The organism is Gammaproteobacteria bacterium (assembly GCA_009845905.1).
Lineage (GTDB): Bacteria > Pseudomonadota > Gammaproteobacteria > Steroidobacterales > Foliamicaceae > Foliamicus.
The window spans coordinates 372848-390619 of record VXYS01000004.1; the positions used below are offsets into that span (position 1 = coordinate 372848).

At 55.6% G+C, this 17772-nt stretch carries 16 protein-coding genes; 4 read left to right on the top strand and 12 right to left on the bottom strand.

All coding sequences use genetic code 11. From position 1 onward, the window contains the following. Nucleotides 1–17: 17 nt before the first annotated feature. A complete protein-coding gene (locus tag F4036_03215; protein ID MYK36749.1) occupies nt 18–2393 on the top strand; it encodes a TonB-dependent receptor plug domain-containing protein in 2376 nt (791 codons plus the stop codon). Nucleotides 2394–2397: 4 nt separating this feature from the next. Beyond that, the gene (locus F4036_03220) at nt 2398–3396 is read left to right on the top strand and encodes a hypothetical protein (protein ID MYK36750.1); all 999 of its coding nucleotides are present in this window, start codon (nt 2398–2400) and stop codon (nt 3394–3396) included. Nucleotides 3397–3472: 76 nt separating this feature from the next. On the opposite strand, the gene F4036_03225 is transcribed toward F4036_03220, so the two are convergent. The 6 genes from F4036_03225 to F4036_03250 all read right to left on the bottom strand — a co-directional run bounded on the left by F4036_03225 (nt 3473) and on the right by F4036_03250 (nt 6975). After that, nucleotides 3473–4294, bottom strand: coding sequence for a nucleotidyl transferase AbiEii/AbiGii toxin family protein (locus F4036_03225; GenBank protein MYK36751.1), 822 nt, complete (start codon nt 4292–4294; stop codon nt 3473–3475). Beyond that, nucleotides 4294–5097 (bottom strand): transcriptional regulator, encoded by an 804-nt coding sequence (locus tag F4036_03230; GenBank protein ID MYK36752.1) that lies wholly within the window; start codon nt 5095–5097, stop codon nt 4294–4296. Before F4036_03230 ends, F4036_03225 begins: the two co-directional genes overlap by 1 nt. A gap of 233 nt (nt 5098–5330) precedes the next feature. Continuing rightward, nucleotides 5331–5585 (bottom strand): hypothetical protein, encoded by a 255-nt coding sequence (locus F4036_03235; GenBank protein ID MYK36753.1) that lies wholly within the window; start codon nt 5583–5585, stop codon nt 5331–5333. A 313-nt stretch (nt 5586–5898) separates the two neighbouring features. Continuing rightward, nucleotides 5899–6270, bottom strand: coding sequence for a DUF4870 domain-containing protein (locus tag F4036_03240; protein ID MYK36754.1), 372 nt, complete (start codon nt 6268–6270; stop codon nt 5899–5901). Between the two features lie 112 nt (nt 6271–6382). Then, the gene (locus F4036_03245) at nt 6383–6673 is read right to left on the bottom strand and encodes a HigA family addiction module antidote protein (GenBank protein MYK36755.1); all 291 of its coding nucleotides are present in this window, start codon (nt 6671–6673) and stop codon (nt 6383–6385) included. Between the two features lie 23 nt (nt 6674–6696). Then, nucleotides 6697–6975, bottom strand: a complete 279-nt coding sequence (locus F4036_03250) for a Killer protein (GenBank protein MYK36756.1) — start codon at nt 6973–6975, stop codon at nt 6697–6699. Between the two features lie 336 nt (nt 6976–7311). On the opposite strand from F4036_03250, the gene F4036_03255 reads away from it, so the two are divergent. Continuing rightward, nucleotides 7312–8613 carry a M20/M25/M40 family metallo-hydrolase gene (locus F4036_03255; GenBank protein ID MYK36757.1) on the top strand — a complete coding sequence of 434 codons (1302 nt, stop codon included), beginning with the start codon at nt 7312–7314 and terminating at the stop codon, nt 8611–8613. A gap of 66 nt (nt 8614–8679) precedes the next feature. Here the strand turns inward: F4036_03255 and F4036_03260 are convergent, their stop codons facing one another. From F4036_03260 to F4036_03275, 4 genes are all read right to left on the bottom strand, one after another. Continuing rightward, nucleotides 8680–10815, bottom strand: coding sequence for a DUF87 domain-containing protein (locus F4036_03260; protein ID MYK36758.1), 2136 nt, complete (start codon nt 10813–10815; stop codon nt 8680–8682). Beyond that, on the bottom strand, nt 10808–11959 hold the full coding sequence (locus F4036_03265) for a DNA double-strand break repair nuclease NurA (GenBank protein ID MYK36759.1): 1152 nt from the start codon (nt 11957–11959) through the stop codon (nt 10808–10810). The genes F4036_03260 and F4036_03265 overlap by 8 nt, the downstream gene beginning before the upstream one ends. An 18-nt stretch (nt 11960–11977) precedes the next feature. Next, on the bottom strand, nt 11978–12991 hold the full coding sequence (locus F4036_03270) for a DUF4338 domain-containing protein (GenBank protein MYK36760.1): 1014 nt from the start codon (nt 12989–12991) through the stop codon (nt 11978–11980). A gap of 361 nt (nt 12992–13352) precedes the next feature. Next, on the bottom strand, nt 13353–14999 hold the full coding sequence (locus tag F4036_03275) for a hypothetical protein (protein MYK36761.1): 1647 nt from the start codon (nt 14997–14999) through the stop codon (nt 13353–13355). 228 nt (nt 15000–15227) lie between these two features. Between F4036_03275 and F4036_03280 the strand changes: the two genes are divergently transcribed. Next, on the top strand, nt 15228–15776 hold the full coding sequence (locus F4036_03280) for a hypothetical protein (protein ID MYK36762.1): 549 nt from the start codon (nt 15228–15230) through the stop codon (nt 15774–15776). Between the two features lie 18 nt (nt 15777–15794). Here F4036_03280 and F4036_03285 read toward each other — a convergent pair whose 3' ends face one another. Continuing rightward, complete coding sequence (locus tag F4036_03285) at nt 15795–16721, bottom strand: HNH endonuclease (GenBank protein ID MYK36763.1); 927 nt, start codon at nt 16719–16721, stop codon at nt 15795–15797. 282 nt (nt 16722–17003) lie between these two features. Next, on the bottom strand, nt 17004–17759 hold the full coding sequence (locus F4036_03290) for a hypothetical protein (protein ID MYK36764.1): 756 nt from the start codon (nt 17757–17759) through the stop codon (nt 17004–17006). Nucleotides 17760–17772: the final 13 nt, after the last annotated feature.

Sequence of the window (17772 nt, forward strand, 5' to 3'; positions counted from 1 at the left end):
TCAGAACGCGCCGAACTATGAATTACACTTTGGTAGCGGTTTGCTCGGGAGGATTCAAGATGACCCATCATGCAGTTCGGACTCGTATCGAGAGCCTTGCAGAAACACGGACGCGTTTGGTCTTGCCCTCCCTGATGGCGGTCGCCGCCCTCCTCGCAGGCGACCTCGCCCTCGCCCAGGATGACGGCCAGCTCGAAGAGATCGTCGTGACCGCGCGCAAGCGCACCGAAAACCTCCAGGACGTGCCGCTCTCGATCACGGCGATTTCCGCCGTCGATCTGGAGCGCGCTTCGGTCTATGCACTCGACGACCTGGCCGAGATTACGCCCGGCCTGACCTATCAGAGCATCGGCGCGTTCAACACCCCCACCATTCGCGGCCTGTCGCAGACCAGCCAGAGTGGCCTGCAGGGCAACGTGGGCGTATTCATCGACGGCATCTTCCTCAACAACCGCTCAACACTGGAGTTCGGCGTGCTGGATCTTGAGCGGATCGAGGTGGTCAAGGGCCCGCAGGGCGCGCTGTACGGGCGCAACACCTTCGCCGGCGCCATCAACTACGTCACCCGCAGTCCTTCCACCGACGGCATAAACGGCAGACTTACCGCCGAAGTCGGCAACGAGGGCCGCTGGGAGATCGGCGGCTCCGTCAACTTTCCGCTGGGCGAGAACGCCGCGGTGCGCGTGTTCGCCGCAACCAGCGAGTTCGACGGCACGATCACCAACGCCCGCGGCGGCGACAAGCTGGGCGGCTACAACGAGCGGACCTCGTACGGCGCGTCGCTGATCTTCGACCCGTCCGAGAACCTGAGCGTAAAACTGTTCGCCGCGCGCACGGAGGTCGATGAGGACCAGCCGCCACTGATCCTCGTGCCGGTAGCGCGCAACGACTGCGGCGCCACCTACAACCTGCCCGACGGCCGCGTATTCAATTCGCTCTATTGCAGCGGCCTGCAGGCGGGCGACGCGCCCAACCTCAATGCGCTGGGCAAGGGCCAGGTAGGCGATTTCACCCTGGCCTACCTGAACGTCGAATACGACATCGGGTTCGCCACGCTGACGGTCAACATCTCCGACTCCGAATCCGAATATTCCACGCTGGTCGACAACGTGTCCAACCCGGTCGCCGAAACGCTTCCGCTGGGGCCGCTGGGCTTTTCGGCGCAGTTCTTCACCAATTCCGCCGGCGACGTGGCCGAACAGCAGTCCTATGAAGTCCGGCTGGCATCCAACGACGACGGCCCGCTGGGCTGGCTGATCGGCGGCTCCGTGTTCAATACGCTCACCGGCAGCGTGCTGTCCAGCGTCTCGACGCTGCTCGACAACCCCAGCGAACTGGGCCGGATCTCGTTCGTGCCGAACCGCCTGGATACGGACGTGAACGCCGTTTTCGGCTCGGCTTCCTACGCCTTCGACGACCGGAACAGGGTAAGCGCGGAGATCCGCTACACCGAGGAAGACCAGTTCCTGGAGCGCACGGTGATGATCTTCTTCATCCCGAACTTCCCGACTTCCGTGACCTCGGCCGCCTCGGAGTTCAGCTACACCACGCCTCGCCTGACGTATGAATACGCCTGGAACGACGACACGCTGCTCTACGCCTCGGCGGCGCGCGGCGTGAAGTCCGGCGGCACCAACGGCGCGGCGTTCGCCGACACGCCGTACGCGGACTACCTGGAAGAGTCGAACTGGACCTACGAGGTCGGCATCAAGACATCGATCCTGGACGGACGCGGCGTATTCAATGCCGTCGTTTATTCGGTCGACTGGACCGACCTGCAGATCCCGGCGCCACCGGACCTGCAGATCGGCACCGCGATCGTGAACGCCGCCGGAGCGACATCCACCGGCATCGAGATCGACACCCGGATCAACGTGACCGATAACTTCACCATTGGCGCCGCCGTGACCTGGCTCAATCCGGAATTCGACAGCGGCACCGTGGATGCGGCCATATCACCGCTGTGCGGCGACCGCGCCGTGATCCCGCCCACCGTGGCGTGCAGCACCGAAGTGGGCGGCCAGCAGCTCCCGCGCACCTCCGACTTCCAGGTTTACGTGGGCGGCACCTACACCTGGCCGAACCTCATCGGCGGTTTCGACGCCTACGTGCGAGTGGATACCAGCCACCAGGCCGGCAAGTATTCGCTGAGCCTCAACCAGCAGGACCAGGGCGACATCAACCTCACCAACGTGCGCATCGGGCTGGAATCCGAAAGCTACGAGATCGCGCTCTGGGCGGAGAACGTGTTCGACGAGGAATACAACGACCGCGTGACCGTCACGACCGACCCGGCCGCCGGCTTCGCCTGCGCCGGCTGCGGCATCACCGTGGCCCGCTTCTACCCGGGCAACACGCGCACCTTCGGGCTGCGCGGCACCTGGCGGTTCTGACAGCGTGGCCGATGAAGCCCGGGCCGCCGCGGCCGCGGACCATCACGATCCCGTAAGACGGAGCATGCTCGCGGCGATCGGCGGGACCCTCGGAGTCCTGACCGCCGGTTCCGCCTTACGCCCACTCGCCGCGCAGGAGGAGGAAGAGGAATCCGGCGGCATCTACCAGGACGGCGCGTTCAACTCGTACTACCGCCCCAAGCGGTTCGAGAACAACGAAATGGACGGCCAGCCCTGGACCGCGGACGTAACGGGCAACTTCGACACCAACCACCCGTACCACAACCGCCTCGCCCGGATGAAGATGTCCAACAACCTGTCCGGCAAGCGCACCTACGTGCCGATGCTGATCCGGAAGGTCCTCGCCCGGCCCGACATTCCCGGCGGCGTGCTGCTGGGTTCGGCCGCCATGTTCACCTGGCAACTCCAGGTTCCGGACCCGGAGGAGTTTCCCGATGCGCCGGACGGCTCGATGGTCATGCGCACCGTTTATACGGCGCTCTATCTCGACCCGGAGACCATGGAGCCGGTGGAGCGTATCGTGAATCCCTTCAACGGCGTCGCGATGGAACTCGAGGACTACCTGTCCATCGAGACCTTTCTGCTGTTTCCGACCGGCGGCTCACGCCTGGTGCAGGAACCGGAATTCATGGACGACGATCCGGACGCCCCGAAGCTGACCCTGATCAAGCAATGGGGGGATGACGCCGTTCTATTCATGGGCGGCACCTACAGCGAGCCCGGCTTACACCAGCCCCGGTTCACCGAACTCCAGTGGCGCTGCTCCTACGCCGACCTGATGGACCCTGAAAAGGACCCGATCGAGTCGTATTACAGCTTCACCGGCATCAGCAAGGCCTACGAGAAACCATGGACCGGCTACGGCTACGAAGACGGCGAGATGCTGGTCGATTCCGCCATCGGCAAGAAGGTCCATAGCGTCGACGACATCCCCGACTACCACAAACGCGTCCTCGTAGAAAAATACCCCGACCGCGTCTAAGGAGGCAGGGCGTTAAGCCCTAACAGCGTCCCGGGAGGGAGGGCGTCCCGCCCTCCCTGGCAAACTAACGGATCAACTACGCAGCTCGAAGCGCGCGCCTGACGTCTCGGAATACGTTGCCGTAGGGCGGTAGATCGCTTACCTGTTGACTCAGCCGCTCGCGCCAAAGACGGCGCAGACGCTCTTCCTTGTTGTCGACAATTTGCAACAAGTCCTCTGCCGATCGTCCGCGGGACTGGAATTTGGCCATTAGTTCAGATTTCATTCCCGGAAGCCAGAATCCATTGTGATTCAACAAGTACCAAAGATCATACAAATCGCGGGGTTCATTCCTCGCTCGATTGCTCAAGGCTTCTATTTTCTCGACAACAACCTCTTCAAGGCTGTAGGAAAGAACCGTGGGGCCAACAGGCAGGTCGTCAAATTCGTCGAATTGGCGAAGAATGGGGCGCTCCTGCAACGGAAAACAAAGCACCTCGGAGATCGTTATGTCCACCTTGACGTCGTTGGGCGCCGGCAACGGTCCCAAGTAGCGCAAATAAAACGTGAGGCTGTTGTGTCCTTGCCGGGGCGCCTTGCGATCCAATTCAAATTGCACGCCGCTTGCAGACCGCACCGCACCATAGATTTCGGCGAATCCGGCCAGGATTGCGTCAAGTCCAATACTTTTGGTCAACGTGAAATCCAGATCCTCGGAAAACCGGTAGCCATCGATCCAGCAGCGCCTGAGCGCGGTGCCCCCCTTGAATGCCAGGCAGTCGCGCAATGCATGACTGGCCAGACCGGATAGAAACCAAGCCAGTACGTAGTCCCGTTCAATTACGGTCTCTGGGATACGTTGTCCCGTAGCGGTCGTGATTTTGTTTGCAATGAGGGAGATGTTCCTTTGAGGGATCATCAACCAAACCTCACAGCGTCCAGTTCTTCGTGCGTTACATTGAGTTGAAGCCGCCAGCTCGATATGTGACGGCCTTCGGCGGGCAACAGCGGGTCGAGGGTTTGATACGTATTTGTGAGCAGGCCGCGCAAGCTATCCAGTGTGCGGGCATCGGCAAGCTGGTAAAGCTCCAGCAAATAGCCAAGCCGGCGAACGACCGCGCCCACTCCCAGACGCCCTGCATATTCAGCAAGGCGCCTGGCGTTTAACTCTTCCTGCTTCATCCACAAGCCCTTGGCCACTTCCGTAATCCCGCCAACGAGCGCCGGCCTGCGCAATCCGTCAACGATCGTACGTTCCGGATCGCTGACGATTACTGCTTGCTGCTTGTTCACCCAGTGCTTCATGGTTCCGAATATTTGCGATTCGCGGACCTGAATGAACTTGAATGGGTAGCCGCCAACGGTTTGAGAGCGCAACCGCCTGGTGCATGACACGTGGACCCTCAGCATCGGCTGCGTCACCATCCGGTGAATTTCAAACGCGCTGCCATGCGATAGAAAGTAACGATGGGGCTTCACCAACTCATGCGCGATCAGGCAAGGATCGTCAACAAATTCCGTGGCCCGGCCCATTCGAAAAGGGACCAGGTTGTAGAGGCCGGGCTTGAGCCGTGTCAGCAGGCCGCGGCCTTGCGCCTTGTGTACCAGGCTGCTGCAGGAGGCGGCGGACAAGCCGGTTATGGATGCTACATCGGCCAGCGTAAAGGTTGAGCGGCCTCGTTCATTCAGCTCGGTAACCAGTTGGGCCGTGCGTGGCCCCATAGTCTTGAAATGTGAGGAATACCTGTTCACCTAGCCTCCAACGAAAAAGGAACATCTGATCCGGCAAATATAAATGAGTTATAAAATATGTCAATAATATATCTTATATAGAAATATTCTTAATATACATCATAACTTTTTGACGCATTTGCCTCCGTCAATGCGCCGGCGCGTTGAATCGTCCAGCCGCTTCAGATCGCGGGATGCGCGGGAGGTATACGAAATACTTCTGGTCAGAGCCCCAATTCCTGCTTGAGTTGACCGGAAGAAATCACCTGACCGTCGTCGATATCCCTCCAGGCTCTATCCAACTCCTTCTGGAACCTGTCGGTCAGTTCTTCGTCTTCGTCCGGTACGCTCATCAGGAACTTGAGATATGGATCGCTGCGGTACTTAAGGTATTCCAGATACCGTACGGCCGACTCAATCTCCCCTTCCGGGAGTTGCTCGACAAGCTCTGCCAGCCGATTCTTGCCTTGCGCATCCATAAGGGCACATTCTAACCATGCGTCTTGTTTTTTCGGGCTTTGGTGTAGTCTTGCTGTGGTCGCAGAGTGGGCGTTTTGAGGGTATTTTCAATGGACAGAAAAACATATAACCGCGCCACAAGGATTTGTTTGTTCTGCGGGGTGGGCGCCGCCATCCTTTACGAGTCCGCTGGTGAGCTTCAATGGATAGCCTTAGCGATAGCGGGACTGGCTGGCGCGGTGGCGTCCTCACTTTATTTCTATTGCCACTTGAAGCGTCCCTCCGAGACGGATTCCTCCTAGCGGGCCGTCAGGCAAACATCAGGCGGCCGCGCTACTTGAGAAACCGGATGCTCAGCAGGTAGTTCGGATCCTGGTCGTCCGCCGCGCGCATCGTAGCCACGATCACCATGATGAACCAGAAGATCGCGTAGGCGATGATGAGCGGGAGACCGATCAGGACGAACACGAGAAGTCCCATCCCGATGAAGTAGATCGTCGAACTGATCTGGAAGTTAAGCGCCGCCTTGCCGTGGCGATCGATGAGCTCGGACTCCGGCTTCTTGATGAGCCAGAACACAAAGGGTCCGAGCACATTGCCAAGCGGGAAGACCATCCCGGCAAGCGCCGAAATGTGCAGCAGGATAGACCACGTTCTTTCATCGGACGTGGCAGCGGTCGATTCAACGGCAGAAGTCTCGTTCATGATGCGTAATGCCTTTCTACTTACTTCGAAAACACTATACCTGCCCCTACAGGAAGCGGCATAGTGAATCGTGGGGTTTTCGATGTCGCGACAGAGGGGTCGTTCGGCGATTTCAAGCGGCTGTCTCGGGGCGGTAGCGCTCTACCCTGAGTTGATCTTCCGTACGCCGAACCTGGGCCAGGTCATAGCTTGTCTGGCGCCGCAACCAGAACTCCGCGTTGGACCAGCCCGCCTTTTCCAAGCGCAATGCCATTTCCGGCGATATTCCTGCGTGTCCATGCAGCACGCGGGAAAGCGTATGTCGGGCAACACCCAAAATCCTGGCCGCCTGACTGACGTTCAGACCTGCAGGCCGCAAGCAATTCTCCATGATGCTGACACCTGGATGGGGAGGGTTCTTCATAACCACTTTTGTCGCCTCTGCCGTTAGTGGTAATCGACCAGGTCAACATCGTAAACATCGCCTTCTTCAAAGCGAAATGTGATACGCCAATTGCCGGAAATCGAAATGCTCCAATACTCTTTCAAACGGCCCTTTAGTCGGTGGAGCCGGTAACCGGGCAAGTCAAGGTCATCGGGTTTGCTTGCGCTATCCAGGTCCGCCAGCGCGAGGGCGATTCGCCCAGCCTGATCGGACCGCACTCTTCTCCTATCCCCTCTTGCGTACAGGCGCTTTAGCCCACCGTGTTTAAACTTGCGAATCACGCGGGAGTGTACCGTGGCGCGGTACACATATCAAGCTTCGATCGATGGCCTTGTTCAATCAACACGCGTCCAGGTTCTCCCAAAGCGGCGACACGACGAGTACCTCACCTGAATCCGAACCGAAAATGTGACCATGCCTTCCTGACCTCGCAATCAATCGACCTCAATGAGCGTAATGCGCCGATCAGTAAGAGATAAGGCTGAAATCATCCGCATATCATGAGTTTTCATGCCTGTCAGATTCAGCTGCCATCAGGTCATGCGATCGACTCTGAAGCTCGCTGCGCTCGCAACGGTGCTTGTGCCGGCTAAGACGCATAGCGAGTGAGAACGAGAATGAACATGCACGCATTGCATCGACGACTGACTGATTCCCGCCGCGCCTGGCGTTCGATTCCGGCGCTGCTGCTGTTCCTGGTGGCGGCCGCGGCGCAGGCCGAACTCCCGGCGGTCTTCTCCGAAGAACGGCTGCAAACACACATGGACTATCTCGCCTCCCCCGAACTGGAAGGCCGCGGTCTGGGCTCACCCCAACTGCAGGAGGCGGCCGCCTACATCGCCGGCGAATTCACCGACGCCGGCCTTGCAGCCGCCGGCGACGACGGCAGCTATTTCCAGGGCTTCACAGTCGAGAAAGGCGAAGACGGACAACCGCACCGTGCCCACAACGTCATCGGCTACCTCCCCGGCACCAACCCCGCGTACAAAGACCAGGCCGTATTGATTACCGCCCACTACGACCACCTCGGACGCGGCTGGCCCAATGCCCGGCAGCAGGATGTCGGGCAGATCCATCCCGGCGCCGACGACAACGCCAGCGGCGTGGCGGTGCTGATCGAGCTGGCGCGCAACTTCGCCGCCGGAGCGCCCCCCGAGCGCAACCTCGTGTTCGTGGCGTTCAGCGCCGAGGAAGCGGGATTGCTGGGCTCACGCCACTACGCGGAGCACCCGCGCCCCGCGCCGCTGGAAGGCATCGTGGGCGTCATCAATCTCGACAGCGTGGGACGGCTGGAAGATCAGCCGATATCGGTGCTGGCCACGGGCAGCGCGATGGAGTGGCCGTTCGTGTTCCGCGGCGTCAGCGCGGTAACGGGCATCCCCAGCGAGAACATCGCCGGCGCCCTCGCGTCGTCGGACCAGAAGAGCTTCATCGATCGCGGCGTGCCGGGCGTGCAGATCTTCACCGGCACCCATCTCGACTATCACCGCCCCAGCGACACGCCGGACAAGATCAACGCCGCCGGCATGGTCAAGGTCGCGACCTTCGTAAAGGAAGCCACCGGCTACCTGATCGGCCGCGAGGAACCCATGGTCCTTTCGGGCAGCGCCACAGCCGCGCCCCCCGGCAACCCGCCGGCCAACACTGAAGGCCAGCGCCGCGTGCAATTCGGCACCGTGCCCGACTTCGCCCACACCGCCGACGGCGTGCGGGTGGAATCGGTAGTGCCCGGCTCGCCGGCCGAGCTGGCCGGAATACAGGCCGGCGACGTACTGCTGGAAATGAACGGCGAGAAGATGGCCGGGCTCGGCGCCTTTTCCGATTACCTCAAGACCCTGGCGGCAGGCGATACCGTCACTGCGACGGTACTGCGCGATGCGGAAACGATCGCCATCGCCGTTACGCTGGCGCAGCGCTGAAGCGGTGCTTCGCGTCTGAAGGAAGCGGTCCGGGAAGCGCTCCATCACGTGCGCGCGGATGAACGTCTATTGTGTTTCCAGCTCAAGTGTGCTGCGGATCGACACATCTTGGCCTTCAAGCACAGCCTTGGGGATTATGTAGAAAGGCCCCGCCTTGGAATCGGTGGGTCGGCTCGCCATAATGGAATCGACGCTAGATAGTATTCCGCTACGCTTAAGTGCGCTTTCTAGGTACTCGTCTCCTACAAAACTGCCGGTGGAATTGCAAAATCTGGCTTGTCCGTCTTCATCCAGTTTGGTAGCAACCTGAGCAGATAGTCGAGGCTTATAGCAGGCAACAACGCTGTCGTGCATGGGATGCTGGTCTGGTAACTCGTAAAACTCGACGCCCTCCCCCGTGGCCGAAGGAAAAAGCGTTCGGCGAACTGCCTCCACAAGTTTCGACTCGGCTTGACGCGCCTCGCCTTCATATTGCCCTGCCCTGACTTCTACAGATTCCGTCACCTCCCCAGACTCGGGCATGTTGGTGCCTACGTCATCGAAATTTAGGATGCGAGCCGGAAGCACAAATGGCTGGTCAGGAGCCGACCAGAAAAAGCAATTGCCCTTGATGGGTTCATTAAGAACGCTCGCCAGAATATCGTCGGAGAAATGTGCGTTGTGATGTTGCAACGTTTTTAGGTCATGCGCAGATAGAAGGTGGAACGTAAAGAAGTTGTCTCCCTGGCTCAAAAGTTCTGGGGCCATAGATCCAGGTTGCTGAGTAACCATGATTGCCCCGAGGCCGTACTTGCGACCCTCCTTAGCCCACTGGACGAACGGACTCTCATCATTTGCCCGTCGGCCAAGAACACTCTGCGCTTCCTCCAACACGGCAATCGTCGGGATAATTCCTTTCCCTCCTTCAGATGACGTGAAGTTGTACTGGTTGTGATCAAAGATTGACTTGAGCAGGAGTCCTGAAATCTGCAGACCTATGGAACCGGTAACCAGCGATAGATCGACAACAACGATCATGCCTTCGGCAAGGAGCTTCGTGACTCGTTCCTGCAGCGTTCCTTCGGGATCATGAAGCCGGTTCACAATAGTTACAAGATTGCTCCGCATTGCTCTCGATTCGACTCCGGCGTCACTTTCTCTAAAGCCAGCCATCCTCTGAATCTGCCCTTCCTCAGCGTTGTGTCCATGTTCCGCCACCAAGTCAATTAGATTCCGCCATTGATCTCTTCTAAGACCTCGCAGCTTATTTACGTTTTGCTGATTTTGTCTGTCTTCAGGAAGGCATAGCGACACAACATCGGAAGGCTTAAGCTCCCGAACATCCAGCTTTATTCCTCCCACCTTCCAAGAACCGTAGTAAGGACTAGGCTCCAGCCGATTGGTAAACACGGCTATCTTGTCCTTGAGGTGCGGGACGTTGCACAGGCCAGGCCGCTTGTTTTCGTCAGGCCAGAAATACTCCCCTTCCGGATCAAGGATCAACATGCCCACATTGCGCCCGCTGGCATCCTTAGGCCCTTCTCCAGCGTAGAGTTGTGAGATCAAGAGCTTCAACATGTTCGACTTTCCATAACCCGCACGAGCGAATACGAAGGATCGTCGGGAAATCAGACTCTTGACATCAAAATTAACGGGCAAGGACTGCGGTTGCGAAATCAGGAAATCTTCCCCGGCGGGCTCTCCGCCGTTGTAGATCATTTCACCCAAACTAAAGTAGCCAATAGTTTGAGCTGTACTGGTCTGCGCTCCCAAGTTACATAGGAACGCAAGCACTTCGTCTCCCGGCAATGAAACCCTTGCTCCCAAGTGGGGCAACTTCCGCACGGTGGGCACGAATTTCGGATGGTCACCACTGTTTCCACGGTCCACCCGGAGACCCCCAAGAAGGCGAACCTTAACGTTGTAACGTAGCCTCCGCTCTTTGAGTTGAGCAGGAACTTCCGTATGTGACCGCTGCATTTCTGCCAGATACTCGTCTCCTTCCCTCCCAGCCAGCACACCAACAGGGAAGAAACGGGTGATCCGCCCGAGTGCGGCTTCGTCCGGAGAACCAAGTTCTACTAGCAGAAACTGGCCGATACGAGGAGTGAGATCTTCATTCGGTTGATATGGAGAGACAATTTCCGCTCGAAATTCCAGGCCCTCTTCGGTAAACCCCTTAAACATGCCTATCAGACGATTCGGCTCAAATAAGCTAACCACTCGTTCGTCCTCCACCTTTGATAAGCCCTCTGCCAAGATGCACGTGACGGACGATCCGCTCGCGTAGCGAGTCGTCAATATGCTCTTGCAGTGCGTCCGTCATAAGGTCTCCCAGCACGGTCATCTCCAGTCCTGTTAACACTGCATGATCGTGCGCACGTTGAAGGGCGCTCGGATAACCTATGATCGGGAAGGTATCGAGGGCATCGTTAACCAAGTATTCGAGCACCTCGTACTTTCGATCGTCCGGTAGCCAAACCGGCACATCCACGGGAAGAATAGGAGCGTCGGAAGCAGTACCTAATTTCAAGAGATGAAGGCGACCGAAGCTCTGATAGAGCTGCTGGTCAGAACTATCGGAATCGTAAGAAGTCTCCAGCCACGTCCGGTCGAAGTTGTAGCACTTCGCTTCTAACTCCTTGGGCACCTCGGCGTAACAAGGATACTCGCGGTCGAAAGTTCGCTCTAGCAACATCGCCAAGCTCAACTTGCTGAGCACTGCGGAGGTCTTGGCCACGCCTAGTAGAAAAACCTTGCGCTTCCTACCCTCCAGTTGCGATTCGAAAATGCTTCGGAAAGCCCGATCCAGTCTAGGAAACGTCCGCCGCTTTATGGTCTTTGTCCGCAGCAGCCCATCACGTAATAAGAGAACATCTACGGGCCAGTTTTGTGAAGCCAAATCAAGAAGTACCGCCCATTCGACAATGTCCCGGAAGGCCCGGACGCGCCCACGATTGTCCGACACTCTTTCGACATCCCTACTCTTGTTGCTACCAAGCAAGTAGGAAAGATCATCAAAGTCTATGCCGAGCGATCGAAGAAAACTCTGCATTACAGTAAGGTTCTCGCTCAATTGCCGAAACACGGAGTCATCTTCCGAGATAGCGATGATCTCTTGAACGAGCTCTTCGCCCTCGCTATCAACCACTCGAATAATTTCGAGGTTTAGCGGTTCGAAAGTAAGCCGGTTTTCTCCTCCATCAGTCGCAAGAGGAGCAACTGTCTTGCATGGGCGATAGTGGAGTTTCTTGACCTCAAGCTTTCTGACCTCTTGGCGCAGCTCTTCTATTTGAGCCGCCTCCTTTTCGACGGCCTCGGCCATTCTGGCCTTCAGGTCATCGTAGGCTACTTCTGCAAGTGCCATGCTTCAGCCTTTTCTTATTCATGTTTTAGCCCGAACTTGCCTCAGAATATCTCGATGGACCACATCCTTGTAGCGGGAATCTCTATGTGCTCTAGGAAGCAACCATCGCTCTCGAAAAAAAGACATCAAATCGCCTACTGAACGATCAAAGAACTCAGGCGACTCCTTCCCTTCCCGAAGGAATCCCTTCCAATTCGTACAAAGCGGAGCAGCAAAAACTTCGCGCTTAATCCCATGCTGAAGTGCAGTGGCCGGAATCTCTAGTTCCCGCAGACACGATCGAATAACTCTTAACTTCCAGCTAGGTCCGCCCCCATACTTGTAGCTGGAAAAAACTTCCGGGGATTCCTGCCGCATAAAGTCTGCAATCGCTTCGAACTGACCATTGCCCAAGTGAAAGTGTCCCCAACCCAGGGTCATGCCGAGGCTAGCCCAGATCGGTTCTCCATTCCTCTTCAACCTGTTCAACATAGAAGAACGCCCCATTGCGGAGGTGGTTGTCAACAGAACAAGATGCGGGTCACGAACAAGCTTGAGAATCCCCGACGGACGCCCTTCGTAACGGTCGACAAAACACTCTCTAACCTCATTTGAGGTCGCTAGCATCGCCACAAGCTTGCCTCCAAGCAAGAAGTTGTAAGGCAGCACGGCCCCAAGCACATATGCGTCCATGACATGCCAAAGGCGACGACGCTTATCGTCATTACCCCAGCCAATCCATGAATCTCGCACCGCGAGGCAATACACAGGATCAGCAAGTCCCAAGACACCAATTAGCTTCTCGTTGGCTTCATCGAATATGAGGAACCGCATACGCCGACCGTAACCACTAGAGACTGGAATGCTCCATAAGAGGCATGCATACCGGAAGATGTCGGACTGCAATCTCGATTTAACCAGTTCAATTCGCGGATGCACGCTAGCGGGAGTAACTTCGCTGCCTTTGGCAAAGTAAGGAAGCGCGCGCCGCTCGAGCCTATGCAACAATTGTTCCTTTTCTGCAATAAACCGCTGACGTTCGGCTAAGTACATATTCCGTATGCAACTCTTGTCTGTGTAAGTAGGTGGAATCACTTGATCGGCCGCAAATGTAAAGCCTTGATCCTCAAGGTCACTTACTAAGCGTTTCCTCAACTCCGCCCTACGTGAGTCCAAGATCAACTTATTTACCCCCTAGTCCAATCCGAATCACGGCGAGAGTTTGCTAATGATGAGAGCCCCAATTCCCGACGCCTCCGTGAGAGTCCCGCTTGGATTAGAGGCATTCTTGACATCTGCCTTCGAACATCACGGCATCGTTGGCGTCGTCTCGAAAACTCATCCCCACTTGCCAGCCATCATTGAGCCGGACAGACTTAGGAATTGCATATTCCCCAAACTCTGAGGGGCCCAACTATATTCGCTCGGGCAGCACTTCAATAAAGCGAACGCAAACTTCATAGCCCATAGCCTGCAAGCCCCGGACTTCATCTCGAAGGGAAATCTTGCTAAAGAACGGGATGTTGAACTCACCATTCTGTCGCTTCACGTCGATAATCCAAAATTCAACTGTCCATTTCCTAGACTCATCTTTGATAGCTATATTTAATTGTTGCCGGGTATCGCTCCCTTCGATTTCCTCAACTTTTGACAATAGTTGGTTCCAAGTAGCCGTATACCTTTTAAATCGCTGGGCGGAATTAGATCCCTGCTTTAGGAAGTGACTAAGGACACTGGAGCGTCGAGAACTTTTCTTTATGTGAATGAATCTCTTCCTTGAAATATCCAAAGCATCACATGCCTCAAAGCGTGAACCACGCACGTCTGGAAGGTCAATCAATTTTTGATCCAAGTGCACGAATCCGTGCTCTGCGCAGAGCCGCTCGTTGTACGTCGCCTCAGTTTCAAACCGTGCGCTCTTGCCATTTGAATTCAGCTTTCTAGGCGGTGCGGGCGACCGTTCCTCCCAGCCTTTGACGACGCGAGAAAACGATTCCTCAATCGCCTCGCGAAAATTGTCGTCAATGCAATACCATTGTCCTTCGTTGACTGCATATCGTGATTCCTTGTACACAATCGATCCTACAAGTGCTGAATGAATTGACCAGCTTTGATTTGGCCTGCTGCCATCTTCAAACATGGCCACAACCTTATGCTGCCGCAAGGTCTGAGCGTCTATATCTTGGAGGCGCGTACCCATCGCATTGATATAGTTTCTAAGTAGGAGATCCGGGAAAAAGTGTCGCAACCTGGGGCCAAGAAATTTATAACCAACGCCTTCAATTTCGCTTGTTGCGGGGAGGCCAAGCTCGAAATTCTCTTCTCTCTCGCGAATTTTTTCCGCAGCCAACTCATTCAGCGTAGAGATTAATTCGTGATCGGTAATCGGACGTACAAAATCAATAATCCGGAAACTTGTCGTTCGATACCTGTTCGATTGAAAAAATGCAATGGCCTCCGCTGCCAATTGGGGCAGTTCACTTAAGTTAAAGTCGCCTGTCGACTGTAGTGATCTAGCACCAGAAATCATCTCAGCCCGCGAATCCTCTCGCGTTGAGCCGCTGAGTCTTCGCACCAGATCGAGTGCATCATCAAAACCAAAAGAACTAAAGTCTCTTTGAAAAGGTGAGAGCGCCACTCCACGCATCGCGTCCGCTAAATTCGTGCGTTCTAATCGCTTAAGATTCTTCTCATCAAGAGAATTAAGCGCTACCCGTAAACCAAAGTCTGTCTCCAGGACCGCCTCGTTTAGATACATCCACCCGTGCGCAAAGGTAGATGCACAAATCCTTCCATCAACTCTGAATGCAAGCACTGCACATATCGACCTCGTTTGAAAGTTTCCAGTAATTTCGAAATTCGATCGCAGTTCTTGAAGCCAGCTTGGCATTCTTGTGCCACCAACAAAGACAAAAAGCCTAGACCCTTCACCAAATCCATCATCGCTAACCATGATCGTTGATGAGTCAGTCAATCGCCTCTTTGCATTAGGACTTAGAACGTCCTCTAATCTGTCGACGCTCGCTTTGGCGAGATGTAGTGTGAAAGTTTTTTTTGGCATGGCGTAATGCCCAGCTAACCAGCATGGGGCTACGTTATTTTTTGCCAACCCGTTGAGAACGCAAATTGCAGCTTCTCGAATTCGTGGCTAAACAATGTATATTCTGCTTCAATACATTATCTACGAATAAGAAAAAAGCGTGGCCACCAAACTGCTCCGCATGTTGCGTGCCGCTTCAGAGTCCAAGATTCCTGGAAGGGTCGAAGCAGTGCAATTGAGTAACACGGTATGAGCGATGCGCCAATAATTCGCTTTTCCACGTTTCCACGCACCAGGGTTCCTCCGAGCTTTATTAAAGATGTCGTAGAAGTGTTTCAGACCAATTGTGGTCAAATTGGAACGAATCCGCAAAAGAAGGGCCTGACCAGCGATGAAATGCTCGCCGTGCTTCGCGACGATCTGACTAACTTAGGATTTCATGTAGAAGCGAGCAAGCTTGCCAAAGACAAGATCCGACGCCCGGTCTTCTTTGGTGAAAACGCACGGCCCTACCTTCAATACGAGCTAGACGCGTGGCATCCAGACTGGCGGGCCGGGCTAGAGATCGAGGCAGGGAGAGCCTGGATGGGCAACGCGATTTATCGTGACCTTATTCAAGCACTAGTTATGGTCGAAACAGACCACTTGTTTCTCGCGGTTCCAAATGGCTATCGTTACATGAGTGGTGGCAGACAAGTAACAAGCCGGGACTATGAGCACACCGTGACAGTGGCAGATGCACTCTATGCCCACTCGAGGATTGACATGCCGTATTCGCTCTGCGTAATCGGGTACTAAGCGAGACCTCTATTCCTATTAGGCCGCGCGCTTGAACATCTCAAACCGCTGCGCCAACCGATCCCTATCCGGATAGTCTTCGGATCGGCGTGGCAGAAAAATCTGGTCTCCATCGAGCAGTTTGAGCGCCTCAAGCATCTTGCCGTCGCGCTGATCCAGAAGGCGATCCGAAACGTGCACCCGATAGTCGGGATCGATGCCGATCAGGTAAGCATCGAATGCTGCGTGATGGATCTTGGAGAGTGGCAATCCGTTCGGCACAACGGGCTGTCCCAATTGTTCGTTTTTGTCAGAAATAATGTGCGCGGCGTCAAGCAGCCTCTTCTCAGGCAGTCCGGAAAGCGAACAGCGTCCTGCATAAGCGCTGATCACGGCCTCGCGGAACGAAGCCTGGTGTAGTCGCTGCTTGACAGTGCGAAGCGCATAACGGCGTTCTTGTACGTTTTGGGGAGCAACAAGTTCTATCTGATCCCGAGCCCCAAACACGACTCGGGCCTTGAGCGCCTTTGCATCCCAGCCAGCTATATAGACAGGCCATATTGGTTGGTAACGACCGGGTGCTATACCGAGAAAGTAAATCACACCGACCTGGTTCTCGTATGCTGCTCGAAGCCATTGGTTATCGGCAGCGTTCGGATCGCTCCCCATGAAGGCATAGTCGATGCCGTCATCGCCGTCGTAGATTTGGTCGTGAGCTTCTAACTGATCGTCGTACCAGACACGTCCGCCGGGCTTGGGAATAACGGTCTTGATGGAAAGCAGGTAACGCATCTGCCTTGGCTTGAAAATCCCGCGCTGCGGGTTAACGAGCGGGATGCGCTCATCCTGGAAAATGAACCCGGTGCTCAACTCCCTGTGCGTAAGGTGACCATGCATTTTGGACAACATTTCGACGCGTTTGAACGCGGCAAGGCGCATCAGGATGTCGGTGTCGTTGGAGCTCACAGGGAAAACTTGGCCTCGGCGAGGTGCGTAGGTTACCAGGCTTGACGAGTTTGGTGATTGTTGGCATGTCAAGTGGGAAATTGTGCGTGTTTGACCACATTTGTGTGGACAGCGGGAATGAGTTTAGCGGAACGTCGCCTAAGTCCTATTTTTCTCCGTTGTCTACCAATCCGAAAGAGTCCACAAGGCCTATGTCGGACAAGTGATCTGCTTCTTCTGGCTCATTCGAAGTCATAGCACTTCAAGTGCATGGCGGCAAGCAATTCAGGCAAATTGCCGCTGCTATAAATCTTCAATCATCTTTTCCACTATGTCGTAGCCGCGGTTGCCTGTGACATGGGTAAACCCCGCAAAGATTTCGTATATGAACCGGCATAACAACTTATTGTCTTCATAGTCATCAACTTTCAACTCGCCGAGCCCGAGTAGGCGCACTTCCAAGCGCTTGAAAAACTTGCGCGTTTTTGCGTCGGTGATCGTGTAATTGTGAAGGACGTAGTCAATTTCCTTCGCCAACATTCTCAGTAGCCACTGGATCTCTTGGAATTCTCCCCCGCCCTCGTCGAGACCGTTGCTAAACGCATAGAACCCTTCGTCCGCCTCGCGCCCTCCGCTAAACGCCTCCCTGAAACCGCCAACAGTCACGAGTCTCTTCTCCGTGTTCCCATCGACACGAAGGTCCTTCCGACCGCCCTTCTTGCTAGCAAAGATAATCTGCACCGCGATGTCTTCTTTAAGGTCCCTGTAAAATTTCCTGAAGTCGTTCTTAATGGCTTTGCGCTTTCTGTGCTCCGGGACCCATACGACAAGGAAATAGAAAAAGAACGAAACGAGGCCACCTGTCAGAAAAGGGGTGGACAGGCCATAAAGGCGATCCCACCACGGCCTACTGGCGAGAAAAATGCCAAGGTACTCGCTTCCAACAGCGAGGACGAATAAGACAAGCGTCAGGACAAACCAAAAGAAGACACTAGAAAGGAGCTTTGGCACTTTTTGAGCGCTGGTAGCGCCCCGCTTGCGAATCAGTTTCATCACCATATGAACCTTAACG

What these genes read in the sequence shown, in the direction of transcription:
- F4036_03240 (MYK36754.1), bottom strand. Translation starts at nt 6,270, where the DNA reads ATGAACGAGACTTCTGCCGTTGAATCGACCGCTGCCACGTCCGATGAA.
- F4036_03215 (MYK36749.1), top strand. Translation starts at nt 18, where the DNA reads ATGAATTACACTTTGGTAGCGGTTTGCTCGGGAGGATTCAAGATGACC.
- F4036_03225 (MYK36751.1), bottom strand. Translation starts at nt 4,294, where the DNA reads ATGATCCCTCAAAGGAACATCTCCCTCATTGCAAACAAAATCACGACC.
- F4036_03265 (MYK36759.1), bottom strand. Translation starts at nt 11,959, where the DNA reads ATGGCACTTGCAGAAGTAGCCTACGATGACCTGAAGGCCAGAATGGCC.
- F4036_03230 (MYK36752.1), bottom strand. Translation starts at nt 5,097, where the DNA reads ATGGGGCCACGCACGGCCCAACTGGTTACCGAGCTGAATGAACGAGGC.
- F4036_03280 (MYK36762.1), top strand. Translation starts at nt 15,228, where the DNA reads ATGAGCGATGCGCCAATAATTCGCTTTTCCACGTTTCCACGCACCAGG.
- F4036_03255 (MYK36757.1), top strand. Translation starts at nt 7,312, where the DNA reads ATGAACATGCACGCATTGCATCGACGACTGACTGATTCCCGCCGCGCC.
- F4036_03245 (MYK36755.1), bottom strand. Translation starts at nt 6,673, where the DNA reads ATGAAGAACCCTCCCCATCCAGGTGTCAGCATCATGGAGAATTGCTTG.
- F4036_03235 (MYK36753.1), bottom strand. Translation starts at nt 5,585, where the DNA reads ATGGATGCGCAAGGCAAGAATCGGCTGGCAGAGCTTGTCGAGCAACTC.
- F4036_03270 (MYK36760.1), bottom strand. Translation starts at nt 12,991, where the DNA reads ATGTACTTAGCCGAACGTCAGCGGTTTATTGCAGAAAAGGAACAATTG.
- F4036_03290 (MYK36764.1), bottom strand. Translation starts at nt 17,759, where the DNA reads ATGGTGATGAAACTGATTCGCAAGCGGGGCGCTACCAGCGCTCAAAAA.
- F4036_03275 (MYK36761.1), bottom strand. Translation starts at nt 14,999, where the DNA reads ATGCCAAAAAAAACTTTCACACTACATCTCGCCAAAGCGAGCGTCGAC.